Below are 15,219 nucleotides of genomic sequence, written 5' to 3'. Positions count from 1 at the left end.
CTTTGTAACGGCGCAATAACGAAGATGCGTAGGTTTTATGAAAGGCTTCGGCCGCTCCGAACCGCGCCTTGTCCTTCTATGTTTTAAAAATACTCCGGAGAGCACGAGAGGCAGCGCCTCTCGTCCGCCGCGTCAGCGGCGCCCGCCCATGGTCACAGCCAGCGCGAGCTGGCGAAGAGGGAGGCGGGAGTGCCCGCCATCCCGAAGTCGCGCATCAAACGCTCATGCACATGTATTTCAGTTCCATGTACTCTTCGATCCCGTGATGCGATCCTTCTCGGCCCAGACCGGACTGTTTCACGCCGCCAAAGGGCGCAACCTCGGTCGAGATGATCCCGGTATTGATGCCCACGATCCCGTATTCCAAGGCTTCGGCAACCTTGTAGACCCGGCTCAGGTCGTTGGCATAGAAATATGCCGCCAGTCCAAAGATCGTGTCATTGGCCATCTCGATCACATCGTCTTCGGTGTCGAATTTGAAGAGCGGGGCCATCGGGCCAAAGGTTTCCTCTTGGCTGACTTTCATGGCCTGTGTCACGCCGGTCAGGATCGTTGGCTGAAAGAACTGCCCACCCAGATCATGGGGTTTGCCGCCCATGTAGACTTCGGCCCCTTTGGAAGTGGCGTCGTCAATGTGATCCTTGACCTTGGTCACGGCGGGCTCTGAAATCAACGGTCCAAGGTCCGCGCCGTCGAACCCGTCGCCGACTTTCAGATCAGAAACGGCCTTGGCGAATTTCTCGGCAAAGGCGTCATAAACGCCAGACTGCACATAGATGCGATTGGCACAGACACAGGTCTGTCCGTTGTTGCGAAACTTGCAGGCAATGGCACCGGTGACAGCGGCATCCAGATCGGCATCATCAAACACGATGAAGGGGGCATTTCCGCCCAACTCCATCGAGCATTTTTTGACCTGATCGGCGGCCTGCGCCAAAAGGATACGACCCACGCGGGTTGATCCGGTGAAGGTGATCTTGCGAATGCCGGGGTTTTCGCAGAATTCTTTGCCCGTCGCCGATGCATCGTTCGACGGCACGATCTGCAAAACGCCCGCAGGCAGCCCGGCCCGTTCAGCCAGAACCCCAAGTGCCAAGGCAGACAAAGGCGTCAGCTCAGAGGGCCGTGCAACGAAGGCACAGCCAGCAGCCAGCGCAGGCGCGGCCTTGCGCGTGATCATCGCGTTCGGGAAATTCCAAGGCGTGATCGAAGCGGCGACGCCGATGGGCTGCTTGATCACCGTGATGCGTTTATCGGCCTGATGACCGGGGATCGTTTCGCCATAGATGCGTTTGGCCTCTTCGGCAAAGAACTCGACGAAAGACGCGCCATAGGCGATCTCGCCCTTGGCCTCGGCAATCGGTTTGCCCATTTCGGCGGTCAGGATCGTCGCAAGATCGTCCTGCGCGGCCATCATCAAGTCAAACCACCGGCGTAGGATCTGGCTGCGTTCCTTCGCTGTTTTTGCGGCCCATGCCTTTTGCGCCTTCTCCGCGCCTGCAATCGCCTGTGCGACATCGCTGCGGCTGAGGTCTGCAACCGTTGCGATGACATCGCCCCGGGCTGGATTGGTGACGTCAAAGGTCGCGCCATTTTCTGCATCGACCCAGGTTCCATCCACATAAGCCTTTGTGGCCAAAAGCTCGGGGTCTGATAGCATGGCGGCAAGGTTGGTCGCGGTATCCAGCATGGCGTGTCCTTCTTTAGTGCCGGCCATAGAGGTCCTGCCACGCGGGCGGACCATCAGGCCATGATGTTGCATGATATATGGCGCGCGCAATCGCACGGGCCAGTACTGAGGCGGCTGTATGTCCAATCTCGATCGGGTCGAGCACGGGATCGCTGATCGCACGCGCGCCGCTTGACGCAGCAAAGACAAGGTCACCGTCAAACAGGGTGTGAGAAGGTACAATTGACCGCGCCATGCCGTCATGAGCGGCTGTGGCCATGCGCGTACAGGCCGCCTGATCCAGCGCTGCGTCGGTCGCGACGATGGCAATCGTCGTGGCCTGTGGGTTCAGTTTGGTGCGCAATCCTTGTGGGGCAGGGGAGGGGCTGTTGCCCAACCCGCCGAACTCGTCTTCAAGCTCCCATGGTGCGGCCCAGAATTGACCTGCGTCCCCCGCGACAACCGACCCAAGCGGGTTGGCCGCGACCATCGCGCCGACTGTATACCCGCTCTCCAAAGTCGCTGAGGCGGACCCAAACCCACCCACCAAATCGGCGGTCGTGGCCCCGGCGCCTGCGCCGACCGAGCCAAGAGCGGGGTCCAAAGAGGCGTCTGCCAGTGCCGCAACGCCGAGCGTGGGGTAGGGATTGTCCGACCAATTTTTGTCGCCGCCATTGGCCAGATCGAACAGGATCGCCGCCGGGACAATCGGAACCAGATGACCAGCCGCATTGAATCCGCGCCCGGCCTTGCGCAATCCGTCCGCCACGCCGTCAGCGGCGGCAAGCCCGAATGCTGAGCCGCCAGACAAAACCAGCGCATCGACCTGTTGAACCATGCGGTCGGGAGTCAAAAGCTGTGTTTCCCGTGTCCCCGGCGCGCCACCCATGATGTGAACGCCTGCGGTGAAGGGTTGATCCGCCACTAGGACCGAGGTGCCAGAGCGCAGATGCGCATCCTGCGCATGTCCGACGCGGAACCCGGAGACATCGGTTATCAGGTTGCGCTGACCCGGTGTCATGTCGCGTCCGGCAGTGTACGGCTGCCCAGCCATTGTCCAAGGGAGCGCAAGCGGCTGCTATCGCCGACGGCGGTGTCCATGGCTCCGGGGAAAACCAGAACTGCCGTTGTGTCCAACCCCATCAAGTCGATCAGTTGGTTCACGATAGCTTCCGGAAAGAAATGGCGCAGGCGGGGCTGGGGGTCGACCTTGCTGATGACATCCACATGGTCAAGATCAATGCTTTGTCCACGCGCCGTTGCGTGATCAAGCAGGTGCGCAAAGACCAGCGGCTGGGCGTCAAAGGTGCCTGAGAGCACCTCGATCCTGACCTCGACGCGGGCCATCAGATGCACCGCCCGCCATCAACTTCGAGCGCGACACCGGTGATCATGCTGGCCTCGTCCGAACACAAGAACGCGGCGGCGTTTCCTAAATCCTCTGGTTGAGAGAAACGACCCAAAGGGATGGTAGACAAGAACTTGGCGCGCATCTCCGGGGTGTCTTCGCCCATGAAGCTGGACAGCAGGGGTGTTTCGCCCGCCACCGGGTTGAGCGCATTCACGCGAATGCCGTGCGGGGCCAATTCGACAGCCATGGTGCGCGTCGCTGTGATCATCCAACCTTTGGAGGCGTTGTACCAGTTCAGTTTGGGCCGTGGGCTGACACCAGCAGTTGAGGCGACGTTCAGGATCACGCCTGCGTTCCTATTCTTCATCGCGGGAACAAACGCGCGGGCCATTAGGAATACCGATTTTGCATTCACCGCCAGAACGCGGTCGAAATCATCCTCGGTCACATCCTCTAGGGCCTGCGGCAAGTGGGTGATGCCGGCATTATTGACTAGGATATCGGTGTCGCCCCACGCACTCTGCGCGGCTTGTGCAAGGGCATTGACGGATGCTCCGTCTGCAACGTCGACCTGTTGCGCAAGACCCCCGATCTCTTGGGCCATGGTCTCTGCGCCGTCGCCATTCAGGTCAGCGACCATGACTTGCGCACCCTCAGCGGCGAATTTCCGAACGATCCCTGCGCCAAAGCCAGAGGCGCCACCTGTCACAATCGCTGTCTTACCCTGAAGCCGCATCTGCCTACCCTCGTTCATCCACCACGCTGCATAGGTCAATCGTTAGCGGGATGGGCTTGTTCTGGACAACCTGCATCTTTGTCAGGGTCATTTGCAAAAATGCTGGCACACAATCTGCTGGGAATTTTCTTTGATTTGTCCTGTTGGCGTGCGGTGCGATTTGGGTGAAACTCCGGAGAGATAGGGATGTAAATCCTTTTAACACCGCCTATATCAAGTTCACGGTTTCGTGAGTGAAAGGATAGAGATGAGCGATTTCGACAGTCAGATCAAAGAGAGTCAGGCGCAGGTACAAGAGGCACAGGCAAAGGTTGCCGAGTTGACCAGCCGCATCGAAGCCGCCCGTCAAAAGATGGCAGCAGGCGAAGACATCAGCGTCGATATTGAAAACGCCTCGCTGGATGACGTGCACGCCCATACCGATCTGATGAATGCAAACATCGCCGAACTGATCATGGGGCTGGATGATGTGACAGCCGGGTTCCAGACCGACTTTGACGAATTGCGGTCCAAGACGGGCTGGGAGAGCTTTGTCGGGATTTTCAGCAAGGATCGCTCAGAGTCACTGCGGCAGGAACGCCTGCGCACGGCGTCGATTGATGACAAGCTGCAGGATCTGATCTCAAAATCCGACAACATCGTCGTGCTGCTGCAATCGCAGTTGGACGTGTTGGAAGAGCAAAAGACCAAGGTTGAAGGCAACCTGTCCGGCACGCTTGAAGAACGTGAAGCCGTGGTGGGTGAGCTTGAGGCGTTGAAGTCTGAGATCAGCGGCATGGACCCGCAGATGATCACGCTGGAAAACAAGATTGCCGTTGAACAAGACGCCGCCGCGCGCACCGCGCTTGAGACCGAACTGGCCGAGCTGAACGCCAAGTACAACGAGTTGGTGCGCGAAGAGCAGGTGAAGCTGGCACGCTCCCAAACGCTGGAGCGCTATATCGAGAAGGGCAAGACTTGGGTCGACTCGCTGACCAATCAGGCGGCGACGCAGATGGTGCTGATCAACAAGCTGCAGACAGATACCAAGCAGCGGGTGGTCCTCTATGACGCGCTGACCAAGTCGTTGAAAACCGCGCAGCAGCAGGACGTGGCGCACCGGATCAACGAGATCGGCGTGAAGACGGACCAGGAAGCGCAAACGGCCATGGCCGCGATTGGGTCGGCGACCAACACCCGGATGGCCGAGATGCTAGAGGCGCATGAAGACCACATGGTCTTTGCCCGCGACGTGCTGGAGGCCAAGGCAAAAGCGGACGAACGCTTTGCACGGCGCTTTGCAGCGGTGGTCGAGAAACATGACAGCAATGCGTATGGGGGGTGAGACTGAGGTTGAGGCCCCGGATCAAGTCCGGGGCGTGAATCACTTTATCCACCCGTCCCGGGCATGACCCGGGACCTCGCACCACAAGCGGATAGGCCGAACGTGAAGCACCTCGTTTCACCCTTTCGCCCGGTGGAAACCACCGGACCGCGCCCGACCCGCCCCCCGGGAGGGCGCATGGCGGTGTTGTCGGCAGCAAGACCGTCTTGGATGTTTTGGGCTGCTGGGGTTGAAGCTTCGTTCCGAGCGCCCACCCAGGGTCGGGCGCGGCCCTCAGCTCTGCAGAACTGTTCTCGATGCTGGGTGCGAATTGGGGCGAACAGTTGACGAAAAAGGCCGAAGTAAAGCAACCGTTTGAAACAGCGCGCAGCAATATGCTTTGGGCAGTCTGCTTCTTAGGTGTTGGCTGCTTGATTACATCCCATTTTTGGTTTTGCCTCGGCCTCGTATTCGTTTTGAACAGCTTCATGCATGCATCGCGAGACGCATTGGCTACTGCATTTCGCAGAGTGATTTCTTGACCATGACTGACACCACCAACATCCACGACACCCGCGTCACGCGTCGCTACTTCAAGAAGTTCGAGCGCATCACGCAGCATTTGACCCGTGTTGCGGGGATGATGGAGGCGGAGGGGACCCTAACCAAGCAAGAGGTCGAGGTGCTGGGGCGCTACCTTGTGGGGCTGACCTACACGTTCCGGGCGCTGGGCCACAAATACCTCTTTGCCGGGCGTGTGGCGCGAGCGGGTAAGCTGAGCTTTGACCGGCGCGAGAGCGGGTTTCCGATTGCCGCGGAGTTGATGGAGATGGCTGTGGACGCGGCGCAGGTGGACCGCCATCTGTCGGGGACGCAGTCGGTCGAGGCTCTGAAATCCGAGATGGTCGCCAAAATCGTGGGCGAGCATGAGGTGCCGACCAAGCTGCAATTCGCGCTGTCACAAAGGCTCTATTACGAGGAATTGGCGCGTGGGCATTTGTTCTGGGTGCGGAATGACCCGGATACGGTCTGGCTAGGCAATGAGGGCGAAGGCCGCGATGCGCGGCGGCGGTTTTTGGTGCATTGGGCGGTCTACGACAGTCAGATCAATCTGCCGACCGTGTACCTCATGGACCTTGAGGATACGGGGCGCACCGCGCTGCCCAAGGATGACCGGCGTTGGCCCGAGGTGCAGGCGCATCTGACGGCTCAGGCGCAGGGCGATCTGAAGCTGCTGACGATTGCGCGGGGCTTTGATCAGGATTTTGATGACCTGCACCCGAAACGGTTGCGGCGTATTCATCTGGGACCGATGTATTCGTCGGCCTTTACCGAGCAGGCGGGGCCGTTGCGGCAGGTGTTGGTTGATGCGCAATCGCCTGAGGGCGAGGACTGGGCGCTGGTCTGGACGACCGAGGACCTGAAGTCCGAGCGGGTCGAGATGGAGAAGAGCGGCTGGTTTGGACGGGTTGAGCGCGAGGTCTTTGCGCTTGATCCCTTCGCTGGGCGCGGGGCCGAGACCGGCACGACCGCGACCGAGCGGTCGATCATCCTGCCCGCGCGGGGGTTTCAGGTCTTGGAGGATCAAAAGCCGCCGGGGTTCAGCGATGTGCGTAAGTTTGTGGTGTCGCCCGGTGGGCGGGTGATGCGGGTATGACGCTAGTAGAGGTCGATTTGCCTGACGCTGAGATCAGCGTCGAAATCCGCACCATAGGCGACAAGGCCGATGCTGTAGACCTCTGTCGGATCGAAAGTTTCGGGCATTCCATCATGCGAAGCAGTGAAGCCAGCGAAAGGCAGCGTGACTTCCGTCCACTCGCCCGTTGTCTCAAAAGGCTGCCGATACGAATACCAGCGCCGCGCCATGTTGGGGACACGAAGGAAGACGTAGTAGGGTTCTCCGTTGCCCTTCACGCTGAGACGCAAGCCGGTGGCTGTGTCGGGCCACGGCGTGTCGAACCGGCGGCGGACTTGAATAAAGCCGCCGTTATTCGCCGTGCTGACCTGCCCGGTGAGGTGGACCGCGCCATCGTCGGTCAGGCGGGCAGTGCCTTGGCTGACGCCGCCCATCACACCATCGGCAACGTAGACCCAGTCCTGTGCGGTTTGGAAGTCTTCGAAGATCATTTGAGCCTCGGTCAGAGTTGGAATGGCCAACAGGGCCAGAAGTGCTGCGGTTTTCATGGGCAGTCAGCTAAGGTTGCGCCCGGTTTGGGCAAGGCTGCGCGGGTGGCCACGTCGGATTTGAGTATTTTTGAAACATAGAAGGATTGGGGCATGAGCCAGGCGTCGGATCAGATGGAACTGCGGGAAGAGGACATTCGCGGGCATTATGCGGCGGCTTTGTCCCTTCTGGACGGGTTCGATCATGCGCCGCGGATTGCGACGGCCAAGGAGGTGGCGGTTGAGCGATCACCTGGTGTTTCGAGCGGGCGGCGATTTCGGTCGACGACCGTTGGGCTGACGACGCGCCGGCGTGTTGCGTCCGGGGCGGTGCAGTTGCGGGCGACGATTGAGGGGGCGGATGATGATGATGCGTTGACGTCGCCATTGCAGGCCACAGTGATGCATGCCTTGCGCCGCGCGCTGGCCATTGCCTTTGCAGTGGGTGAAGCCTTTGGTGAAAGGACAGAGTTAGGGGCGCTGAAGCGTGAGAACCTCGCCGGGTCATTGGCACCGGCGAAGCGCGCCGAGTTTGGGGAGTTGCTGCAGGCTGAGGCGTTGATCACGCTCTTTGTGTTTGGCTCGGCTACGGCGTTCCTGCTGGCACCACACGCGTCCGAGGCCACGGTTGAGGTCGGGGATGTGGAGGAGATCCTGCTGGAGAATGCCCCGCTCGCCTTGCAGGGCGTGCTTTGGGAGTTGGATCAGGACATCGAGACCCACGCGCCGGATGATCAGGCTCTGGTCGCTGTGGTTTTGGCCTTTGCCGAGCAGCTGATGGCCAAGGTCGCGGCGCGGGCGTCAACCGCGCCGCGGCTGGCGGCGTTTGAAGAGGCTGCTTGGCATGTCGAGGCGGATGATTTTCCCATCCGGGGGTTCCAGCCTGCCACGAAGGCCAAGGGGTCCAAGCTGACCATGACCTTCAAGAAACCGCATGAGGTCGTGGGCAACCACATCGCCAAATATCAGGCGATGAAGCTGGCGAAGATGTTGATGGCCTATGACTTTGACCGGCGGCTGAACCCGTTCGCGGAACTGGGTGGGTTTATCTTTACCTTCATGGGTGACGGCGCGCCGGGGACTGGCAAGACGACGTTGATCCAGATGATGGCGGGGATGATCAATGATTACTGCGCCGTGGCGGGCTATCCGTTCCGCTACCAGAACCTGAGCACGGACAATATCGACAGCTATCAGGGTAAGTCGGGGCAGAATGCGAAGGCGTTTATCAACAACGTGATTGATCCCGGCGTGATCGGGTTTGGCACGATTGATGATATTGATCAGTTGGCGGGCAAACGTGGGGACCGGCAGTCTTCGGCGGGGCAGTTGGAGATTACTGCTGTGCTGATGGAGAGCTTTGCTGGGGCGAACACGGTTGTGCGGGGGAACTGCACATTTGGAATGTTCTCGAACTATCCCGAGAATGTGGATGACGCACTGCGCCAGCGGGCCGGGGCACGGTTCCTCGTCGACGGGCCGCAAACGCGGGAGGATTACATCGACATCCTCGCCCTGCTTATGGGCAAGAACCACGGCATCCCCGTGGGCGACCATGACCTGATGAGCGCGCAAGAGATCAAGTCAGCGGTGGCGGCGTCATTTGAGAAACACAATCGCCCGGCTGAGGCGGGGCTGCTTGAGGTGTTCGACCGCGTCCATGGGCAGATTGGTGAGCTTGATACGCTGGCCAAGATGGGGACCTATCTGAAGGGTATTCAGGAAGCGGATGAGCGGTTTACCGGGCGCGCGATCAAGAACATCACCGATGCGGTGAAGGTCCGCGCGATGGATTTTGAGCTGCCGGATGAGTGGATGGAAAACCCCGAGCTGTTCCTGCGGAAAGATTACGACACCAAAAAGGCGATGATTGCCGAACTGCGCGTGCCGATCACGACCGACATGGTGATCCAGGAAATCAACCGCTACGCGGATTCTGAGTTCCGGTACGCGGATAAGTCCGACGAGGTCGCGATTGAGGGCATGGTGCGGGATTACGGGCGTCAGGAAGAGGCGAAGCGACGGTGGTTGGAAGGGAAACGGACATCGAATGCTGTCATCGCTTCCAAAGATGGGGGCAAAGAGCCGGGCTGGGACGCCAAAGCGATATCTCAAATCGCAAAATCCGTATTCGGGGGAATGGCTGAAATGTTTGAAGCCCACGGGTGGCCTGAGCGGGGAAGCAAGATGATGACCAGCGTCCAGCGTCATGTTGCGAATGATTATGGGTCGATCGAAGCCTTTGTTGAGAAACATGAACGAGATGCGACGGGTTAAGATCGTGGTATGGTTTAGCCTTGTTGCAAAGCGTGTGGGCGATCATTGGGAAAGCCATTGTTGGGCGGCCTTTGGGGAGTTGAAACCCGTCCTACCGCAGATTTGTGTGGATAGGGCCGCGCCCGACCTGGAGGGCGTTCGGGGCGTGGGTTCTGATGTGGCACATCTAAGCATGCATGTCGGACATGCTGCGCGCAGCATCGCCGGAGCGCCCTCCGGGGGGAGGTCGGGCGCGGCCCGGTGGTTCCACCGGGCCAGACGGTCGGTAGTGGGGTGCCAAGGGTGGCAAGCATTGGCTCGCGTCCCAGGTCAAGCCCGGGGCGTGGGGAGGCTAGGATGCTGATCTTGTTCACAATTGGGATGCCGGTGGGCATTGCGTTTTACTTCGGGCTGCGGGGTGGGAAGGATCGGCCTCGGACGCGGAGGGCGTTTGCGGTTGGGTCGGCCTGGGTGATTGGGTGGACCCTGGCCACGGTTGTTTTGTGGCAGGGCGTGTGGATCTCTGCCGTGGGCGGGCAGGGCGAGAATTCGACCATTCTAATCGCGCTTTATTGGGCGGCGATTTCGTCTGTGATTTGGCTTCCGATGTTGATGATCACATATGTGATCTCAGCCCAGCGGGCGATCCGGCGGGAGGAGAGTGAGACGTGAGCGAGGATGATCTGGCAGTTGATCTGGGGGCGTCAGCCCTGTTTTCGGTCGAACTGATCCTGCCGATGGTCATCCTTGTTGGCGTGGCCTTCTGGGTGCCGCATCGGTTGGCGCAGGAATTGCCGCAGTCGATGCCGGGGCTCGGGGTGAACCTTTTGATTTCGTCGCTCACAATGGTTGTGCTCGCCGCTGTGGTGCTTGCAGGCCTGTACGTCTGGCAGGGAACGCCGCTATCGTTGCTTCTGACCGGTGTCGGCCATCTGGTCTCGGTTGCTGCGCAGACGGCGCTGATCTGGGGGCCGGTGGTCCTGCTCCAACTGGCAATGCAGCCTCAACATTGGAGGCCTGATCTGTGAAACGCCTGATCGAACGCGGGTTGATGTATGGCAACCTTGTGCATGTGACGTCCTCGGCCCTGGTGGAACGGTATAACCGGGCGTTGGAGCATCTGACGGGCAAGCGCACGACGCTGACTGATTTCCACGTCGACATCTCGGGCTACTCACCCGAGATCGGGGCGGAGTTCGGGGACCGGATGTACCTGAACCATGCGGGCGTGAACCGGCAGTTCATTTTGCTGACACTCGATCAGAAACGCGCGCCGTTGCTTGAGGCGCAGTTTTCGACGTCGCGGTCGGTGCTGCGGGATTTCATCGAGGCGAACGAGACCGAGCTTTTTGCTCTGACTGCGCAGGATGCCGTGGCGGGGGAACTCGTGAACAGCGTGTTCGATATGTCCAGCCCGGCGCGTCTGTTCGATATCCGGCAGATCAGGATTGAGGCAGACACGACCAAGGACACCGTGGCCAACGCGACGAAGCTGGGTCAGATGATCAACACTTTCACGTCAGAGCCAGATGCCTGGTACGACGATGTCCTGATCGCAGACATGATTACGATGGCCAAGAAAACGGGTGATGTGATCCGCAACCCCGTGACGCTGAAGAAGATGGTGTTCGAGCAGGGCAATTTCTGGTCGGCGCATTTCGGCGGGGTTTACGTATTCCGCGATGTTGAGCATCCGGCTGTGATTGCGGCGGGGGACCTGAACAAGGACGCCGTGCCGACGAAGTTCGTGTTTTCCATGGAGGACCGCGCGGCGATTGCCAAGTTCCTCGTTTTGAATGGCTTGGCGGAACCGATTGTCGAGGCGCGCGGGCTGGATGCCGGTGCAATCCTGCAGCAGAAGATGGACTTTATCTTGATCAACCACGCTGCTGAATCAAACGTCGATCTCAGCGATCCGGACAGGCGGCAGTTGCGCGCGCTGGCCCGGCAGTTCTCGGGCGATTTACCAGAGGCCTATCACGGTCTGGCGGCGTTGCGGCGTTGGGCGGTAGAAGGGGGCGCGTGGCCCCGGATTGACGCGGATCACCCGGCCTATTTCTATGCGTTGCGGGCCGCGGATGTGCCGGATGCGGATTTGGTGAACCGTCTGCTGGCTGAACTCGCTCCGCTGGATGCGCGGCAGCTATTCATCTGCCACAAGGAACTGTTTTACGACCGCTACGCCACGTGGCCGGACGCAAAGAAGGAATTTGTCTCGCGCTTCCTGGAACGGGAATATCTGGCGGATAAGGCGGGTGCGCGGGCAGCGCTCTTTGGCTTTGACGCGCCGATGGAAGAGATGCCTGCGCGCCGGGCAAAAGGTCCCTGGAGTGCTGCCAAGGCCCAGACCATCACACAGCCCCCGGAAGAGGACCTGATCGCGCGCGTCGGTCCCTGGGGCGCATTGGGGAGACGATAATGGCCTTGATAAGACTTCTTGGTGTGGTCCTGATCGGATGCACGGCGATGTATCTGAGCATCGGGTTTTACCTTCGTGCGAAACGCAAGGACAAGCTGACCGAACAGTGGCGCGCCGATCTGCGTGTGGGCGACCGTGATGTCTGGATGCGCGAAGAGATGGCGAAATTCGACAAGAAGCTCAGACTTTGGCTGATTCTGCTTGTCTATGTGGTCCCCATCGTGTTCGTCGGGTTACTATTCTACTGGCAGAACTACGCGTGAGGGTGTGATGTATTATTTCAAATGGGCGCTGCGGCTGTTCTTTTTTGCGATCGTGGCCATCTTTTTGCATTATACCCTGCCGCAACGCGACATCGTCCAGATCGTTCAGGCGGAAACCCGGATCACCACGTTCAACGGCTGGACGCGCATGTTCTATGCTCAGCCCGACGCGGGTGAGAGCGAAACCGCGAGCCGCGATGTTCGCTACATCCGTGCCGTGCGCCCGAATGAGCGCCCGATTGAATACCGCAACGAAGATACCGGCGTCTTTGGCTGGCCGCCCTATTTCAAGATCAACTCGGATACGATCCAGACCCGTGCCGCAACCGCTGCGTCCCAACAAACCGGCGAGCAGTGGTTCATCGTGCGTCACTATGGCTGGCGTTGGAACTATCCGACGATCTTTCCAAACGTGCTGTCCATCACCCCTGCCGAAGGACCGGATCAGCGTTTGATCCCGTATTTCAACATCGCCGTGATCCTGATCCTGTTTGCGATCTACTGGGCGATTGCGGTGCGCCTGAAGCGGTTCCGCGAGCGGCGGATCGATCCGCTATTTGACGACGAATAGCGCTTTAGCGCTGGGCGGTCCCGCCCGCCTCCCTTCTGCGCGCTGTGCGCTTGAACCAAAGGGGGCGCCGCCTTGCGGCGGCGTGCCTTCGGCGAGAGTATTTGTGAAACATAGAAGGATTGGGCGCGCCTTAAGCGGAAGCGCGGCGCTGTTATTCGCCGTAGGGGACCCAGATGGTTTTGACCTCGGTCGCTTGCGGGAGGAAGGCTTGGGCGTCTGGTGTGGTCCAGTCGCGCGCCGTTGTTTCAACCCAAGTGCGTTTGAGGTTGCCAGCGGATGCCGCCTCAATGCCTGCGGAGACGTCCTCGGACGTGAAGCTCCAGACGGCATCGACGTTGAGGTGGTTTGCCATCGTTTTGGAGAGTTCTGCCGGGGCTCCGGTTAGGACGTTCAACACACCGCCGGGGAGGTCCGAGGTTTCGAGCACTTGTGTGAAGTCCAAGGCGCTGAGCGGGTAGGCGTGGCTGCCCACAGCAACAACGGCATTGCCCATGGCGATCGCGGGGGCGGTGCTGGCGATCAGGCCAAGCAGCGGATGCGCGTCGGGGCAGAGCACGCCGATGGTGCCGACGGGTTCGTTCATCGCCAGAGCGACGCCCCGGATCGGGACGCCTTTGGCGCGGCCATCGTGTTTGTCGGCCCATGCAGCCCATGTGAAGAGGCTGTTGATGGCGGCGTCGACCTCTTTATCTCCAGACCGGCCGCCGACCTGATCGTTGATGCGGGCGGCGAATTCGGTGGCGCGGGCAGAGAGGTTTTCGGCCATGTAGTAGAGGATTTGCGCGCGCAAGTGGCCGGTGGTTTTGCCCCATGATTTCGCAGCGCTGGCGGCAGCCTCGACCGCGTTGCGGATGTCCTTGCGGTTGGCGATGGGGGCCTGACCCAGCAGCGCCCCGCGTGGGCCGTAGATGTTCCGTGAGTAACCTCCATCGGGGCGGGCCTGTTTGCCGCCGATGTAGAGTTTGCAGGTGCGGTCGAGATCGGTGGGCTGACCGTCGCCGGTAAAGGGCGTGACAGGTTTCAAAGCTGCGCGTTTGCCTTTGGGTTTGGTGTAGGCTTGCAGCCCTTCCCAACCGCCTTCGCGGCCAAAGCCGCTTTCGCGGACGCCGCCGAACCCTGCGGCTGCGTCGAAGAGGTTCGTGGCGTTGACCCAGACGACACCGGTGGCGAGTTTTGGCGCGATATCTAGGGCAAGGTTGATGTTTTCGGTCCAGACGGTTGCGGCAAGGCCGTAGCGCGTGTTGTTGGCGACCTCGACGGCCTCACCCGGTGTGCGAAAGGTTGTGGCGGCGAGAACTGGGCCAAAGATTTCCTCCTGCATCAGCGGGTCTGACGGGGCGAGGCCTGTGATGAGCGTGGGCGGGTAGTAGAAGCCGTTTTCAGGAAGCGCGCCGGGGGCATGGTAGACCTCGCCACTTGTGTTGCTGTCGACCATGCTGCGGATGGTTTGCAATTGGACAGGGTCCACGACCGCGCCGACGTCGATAGATTTGTCCAGCGGATCGCCCACGCGCAGCGTCGCCATGCGGGCGCGGAGTTTGTCGTAGAAGCGATCAGCGATGCCTTCTTGCACCAAAAGGCGGGAGCCTGCGCAGCAGACCTGCCCTTGATTGAACCAGATGGCGTCGACGAGGCCTTCGATTGCGCTGTCGAGATCGGCATCATCGAAGACGATGTAGGGGGACTTTCCACCGAGTTCGAGCGTGAGGGGGATGCCGCGTCCGGCGGTGGCTTCGCGGATTTTGCGCCCGACGGAGGTGGAGCCGGTGAAGGCGATTTTGTCGACAGGGGCGCCCACGAGCATTTCACCCACCGCGCCGTCTCCGGTGACGATGTTCACCACGCCTTTCGGGACGCCCGCGTCGCGGCAGATGTCGGCGAAGAGGAGGGCGGTGAGTGAGGTGTATTCGGCGGGCTTCAGGACGACCGTGTTGCCCATGGCGAGAGCTGGCGCGACCTTCCATGCGAGCATCAGGAGGGGGAAGTTCCACGGGATGATCTGACCACAAACCCCAAGCGCCCCGCGGTCGGGCAGTTCATCCTTCATCAGTTGGGCGATGCCCGCGTGGTAATAGAAATGGCGCTGGGCCAAGGGCACGTCGATGTCCCGGCTTTCGCGGATCGGTTTGCCGTTATCAAGCGTTTCCAGCACGGCAAAGAGGCGGCTGTGTTTCTGCAGAAGGCGTGCGATTGCATAGAGGACGCGCGCGCGCTTGTGTCCGTCGCGGGCCCAGCTGGGCTGCGCCTTGCGGGCGGCGGCGACGGCGGCGTCAATGTCTGATTGGGTGGCTTGGCTCAGGGACGCTAACGTGTTGCCGTTGGCAGGGTTCTTGCTGTCGAAATCGTCCGTTGGGTCGGTGAACGACCCACCTATGAAGTGGCCGAAGCGGGAGCCTTGGTCGACGAGCCACGCGAGGGCGTCGCCGGAGGCCTCTGGGGCTGGGCCGTAATCCATGGTGTCGAAGATGTCTTTGATGGTCATTTGCTA

The 15,219-nt window shown here is 60.4% G+C and carries 14 protein-coding genes; 8 read left to right on the top strand and 6 right to left on the bottom strand.

Annotated features, from left to right (window positions below):
- Positions 1-214: 214 nt before the first annotated feature.
- From FE702_RS09435 to FE702_RS09420, 4 genes are read right to left on the bottom strand one after another with little or no spacing between them, the layout of a single operon-like run.
- Entirely contained in the window at positions 215-1,690 is a 1,476-nt protein-coding gene (locus FE702_RS09435) for an NAD-dependent succinate-semialdehyde dehydrogenase (protein ID WP_147126185.1), read from the bottom strand.
- 13 nt (positions 1,691-1,703) lie between these two features.
- Positions 1,704-2,690, bottom strand: a complete 987-nt coding sequence (locus FE702_RS09430; protein WP_147126186.1) for a P1 family peptidase — start codon at positions 2,688-2,690, stop codon at positions 1,704-1,706.
- The gene (locus FE702_RS09425) at positions 2,687-3,016 is read right to left on the bottom strand and encodes a hypothetical protein (RefSeq protein ID WP_147125983.1); all 330 of its coding nucleotides are present in this window, start codon (positions 3,014-3,016) and stop codon (positions 2,687-2,689) included. Before FE702_RS09425 ends, FE702_RS09430 begins: the two co-directional genes overlap by 4 nt.
- Positions 3,016-3,756 carry an SDR family oxidoreductase gene (locus tag FE702_RS09420; protein WP_147126184.1) on the bottom strand — a complete coding sequence of 247 codons (741 nt, stop codon included), beginning with the start codon at positions 3,754-3,756 and terminating at the stop codon, positions 3,016-3,018. The genes FE702_RS09425 and FE702_RS09420 overlap by 1 nt, the downstream gene beginning before the upstream one ends.
- 247 nt (positions 3,757-4,003) lie before the next feature.
- Here FE702_RS09420 and FE702_RS09415 point away from each other — a divergent pair, with 247 nt between their 5' ends.
- The gene (locus tag FE702_RS09415; protein ID WP_147125982.1) at positions 4,004-5,080 is read left to right on the top strand and encodes a coiled-coil domain-containing protein; all 1,077 of its coding nucleotides are present in this window, start codon (positions 4,004-4,006) and stop codon (positions 5,078-5,080) included.
- A gap of 523 nt (positions 5,081-5,603) precedes the next feature.
- Positions 5,604-6,716: a hypothetical protein gene (locus FE702_RS09410; RefSeq protein ID WP_147125981.1), complete on the top strand. Its 1,113-nt coding sequence runs from the start codon at positions 5,604-5,606 to the stop codon at positions 6,714-6,716.
- A 2-nt stretch (positions 6,717-6,718) separates the two neighbouring features.
- On the opposite strand, the gene FE702_RS09405 is transcribed toward FE702_RS09410, so the two are convergent.
- Positions 6,719-7,243 (bottom strand): CIA30 family protein, encoded by a 525-nt coding sequence (locus FE702_RS09405; protein ID WP_147125980.1) that lies wholly within the window; start codon positions 7,241-7,243, stop codon positions 6,719-6,721.
- 93 nt (positions 7,244-7,336) lie between these two features.
- Between FE702_RS09405 and FE702_RS09400 the strand changes: the two genes are divergently transcribed.
- The 6 genes from FE702_RS09400 (at position 7,337) to FE702_RS09375 (ending at position 12,731) form a co-directional block, all read left to right on the top strand.
- Positions 7,337-9,499: an AAA family ATPase gene (locus FE702_RS09400; protein WP_147125979.1), complete on the top strand. Its 2,163-nt coding sequence runs from the start codon at positions 7,337-7,339 to the stop codon at positions 9,497-9,499.
- 336 nt (positions 9,500-9,835) lie between these two features.
- Positions 9,836-10,150, top strand: coding sequence for a hypothetical protein (locus tag FE702_RS09395; protein WP_147125978.1), 315 nt, complete (start codon positions 9,836-9,838; stop codon positions 10,148-10,150).
- Positions 10,147-10,506: a hypothetical protein gene (locus FE702_RS09390; protein ID WP_147125977.1), complete on the top strand. Its 360-nt coding sequence runs from the start codon at positions 10,147-10,149 to the stop codon at positions 10,504-10,506. Before FE702_RS09395 ends, FE702_RS09390 begins: the two co-directional genes overlap by 4 nt.
- Positions 10,503-11,897, top strand: a complete 1,395-nt coding sequence (locus FE702_RS09385; protein WP_147125976.1) for a DUF6638 family protein — start codon at positions 10,503-10,505, stop codon at positions 11,895-11,897. Before FE702_RS09390 ends, FE702_RS09385 begins: the two co-directional genes overlap by 4 nt.
- Complete coding sequence (locus FE702_RS09380) at positions 11,897-12,160, top strand: hypothetical protein (RefSeq protein ID WP_147125975.1); 264 nt, start codon at positions 11,897-11,899, stop codon at positions 12,158-12,160. The genes FE702_RS09385 and FE702_RS09380 overlap by 1 nt, the downstream gene beginning before the upstream one ends.
- Before the next feature lie 7 nt (positions 12,161-12,167).
- Positions 12,168-12,731 carry a DUF1523 family protein gene (locus tag FE702_RS09375; RefSeq protein ID WP_186827037.1) on the top strand — a complete coding sequence of 188 codons (564 nt, stop codon included), beginning with the start codon at positions 12,168-12,170 and terminating at the stop codon, positions 12,729-12,731.
- Positions 12,732-12,882: 151 nt separating this feature from the next.
- Here the strand turns inward: FE702_RS09375 and FE702_RS09370 are convergent, their stop codons facing one another.
- On the bottom strand, positions 12,883-15,213 hold the full coding sequence (locus FE702_RS09370; RefSeq protein WP_147125973.1) for an aldehyde dehydrogenase family protein: 2,331 nt from the start codon (positions 15,211-15,213) through the stop codon (positions 12,883-12,885).
- Positions 15,214-15,219: the final 6 nt, after the last annotated feature.

The organism is Shimia ponticola (assembly GCF_007995215.1).
GTDB classification, from domain to species: Bacteria; Pseudomonadota; Alphaproteobacteria; order Rhodobacterales; family Rhodobacteraceae; genus Shimia_B; species Shimia_B ponticola.
This window is presented reverse-complemented; position numbering and strand designations above follow the sequence as displayed.

Excerpts from the sequence above, each read along its gene's own strand:
- FE702_RS09435 (WP_147126185.1), bottom strand. The coding sequence starts at position 1,690 with ATGCTGGATACCGCGACCAACCTTGCCGCCATGCTATCAGACCCCGAG.
- FE702_RS09430 (WP_147126186.1), bottom strand. The coding sequence starts at position 2,690 with ATGACACCGGGTCAGCGCAACCTGATAACCGATGTCTCCGGGTTCCGC.
- FE702_RS09425 (WP_147125983.1), bottom strand. The coding sequence starts at position 3,016 with ATGGCCCGCGTCGAGGTCAGGATCGAGGTGCTCTCAGGCACCTTTGAC.
- FE702_RS09420 (WP_147126184.1), bottom strand. The coding sequence starts at position 3,756 with ATGCGGCTTCAGGGTAAGACAGCGATTGTGACAGGTGGCGCCTCTGGC.
- FE702_RS09415 (WP_147125982.1), top strand. The coding sequence starts at position 4,004 with ATGAGCGATTTCGACAGTCAGATCAAAGAGAGTCAGGCGCAGGTACAA.
- FE702_RS09410 (WP_147125981.1), top strand. The coding sequence starts at position 5,604 with ATGACTGACACCACCAACATCCACGACACCCGCGTCACGCGTCGCTAC.
- FE702_RS09405 (WP_147125980.1), bottom strand. The coding sequence starts at position 7,243 with ATGAAAACCGCAGCACTTCTGGCCCTGTTGGCCATTCCAACTCTGACC.
- FE702_RS09400 (WP_147125979.1), top strand. The coding sequence starts at position 7,337 with ATGAGCCAGGCGTCGGATCAGATGGAACTGCGGGAAGAGGACATTCGC.
- FE702_RS09395 (WP_147125978.1), top strand. The coding sequence starts at position 9,836 with ATGCTGATCTTGTTCACAATTGGGATGCCGGTGGGCATTGCGTTTTAC.
- FE702_RS09380 (WP_147125975.1), top strand. The coding sequence starts at position 11,897 with ATGGCCTTGATAAGACTTCTTGGTGTGGTCCTGATCGGATGCACGGCG.
- FE702_RS09375 (WP_186827037.1), top strand. The coding sequence starts at position 12,168 with ATGTATTATTTCAAATGGGCGCTGCGGCTGTTCTTTTTTGCGATCGTG.
- FE702_RS09370 (WP_147125973.1), bottom strand. The coding sequence starts at position 15,213 with ATGACCATCAAAGACATCTTCGACACCATGGATTACGGCCCAGCCCCA.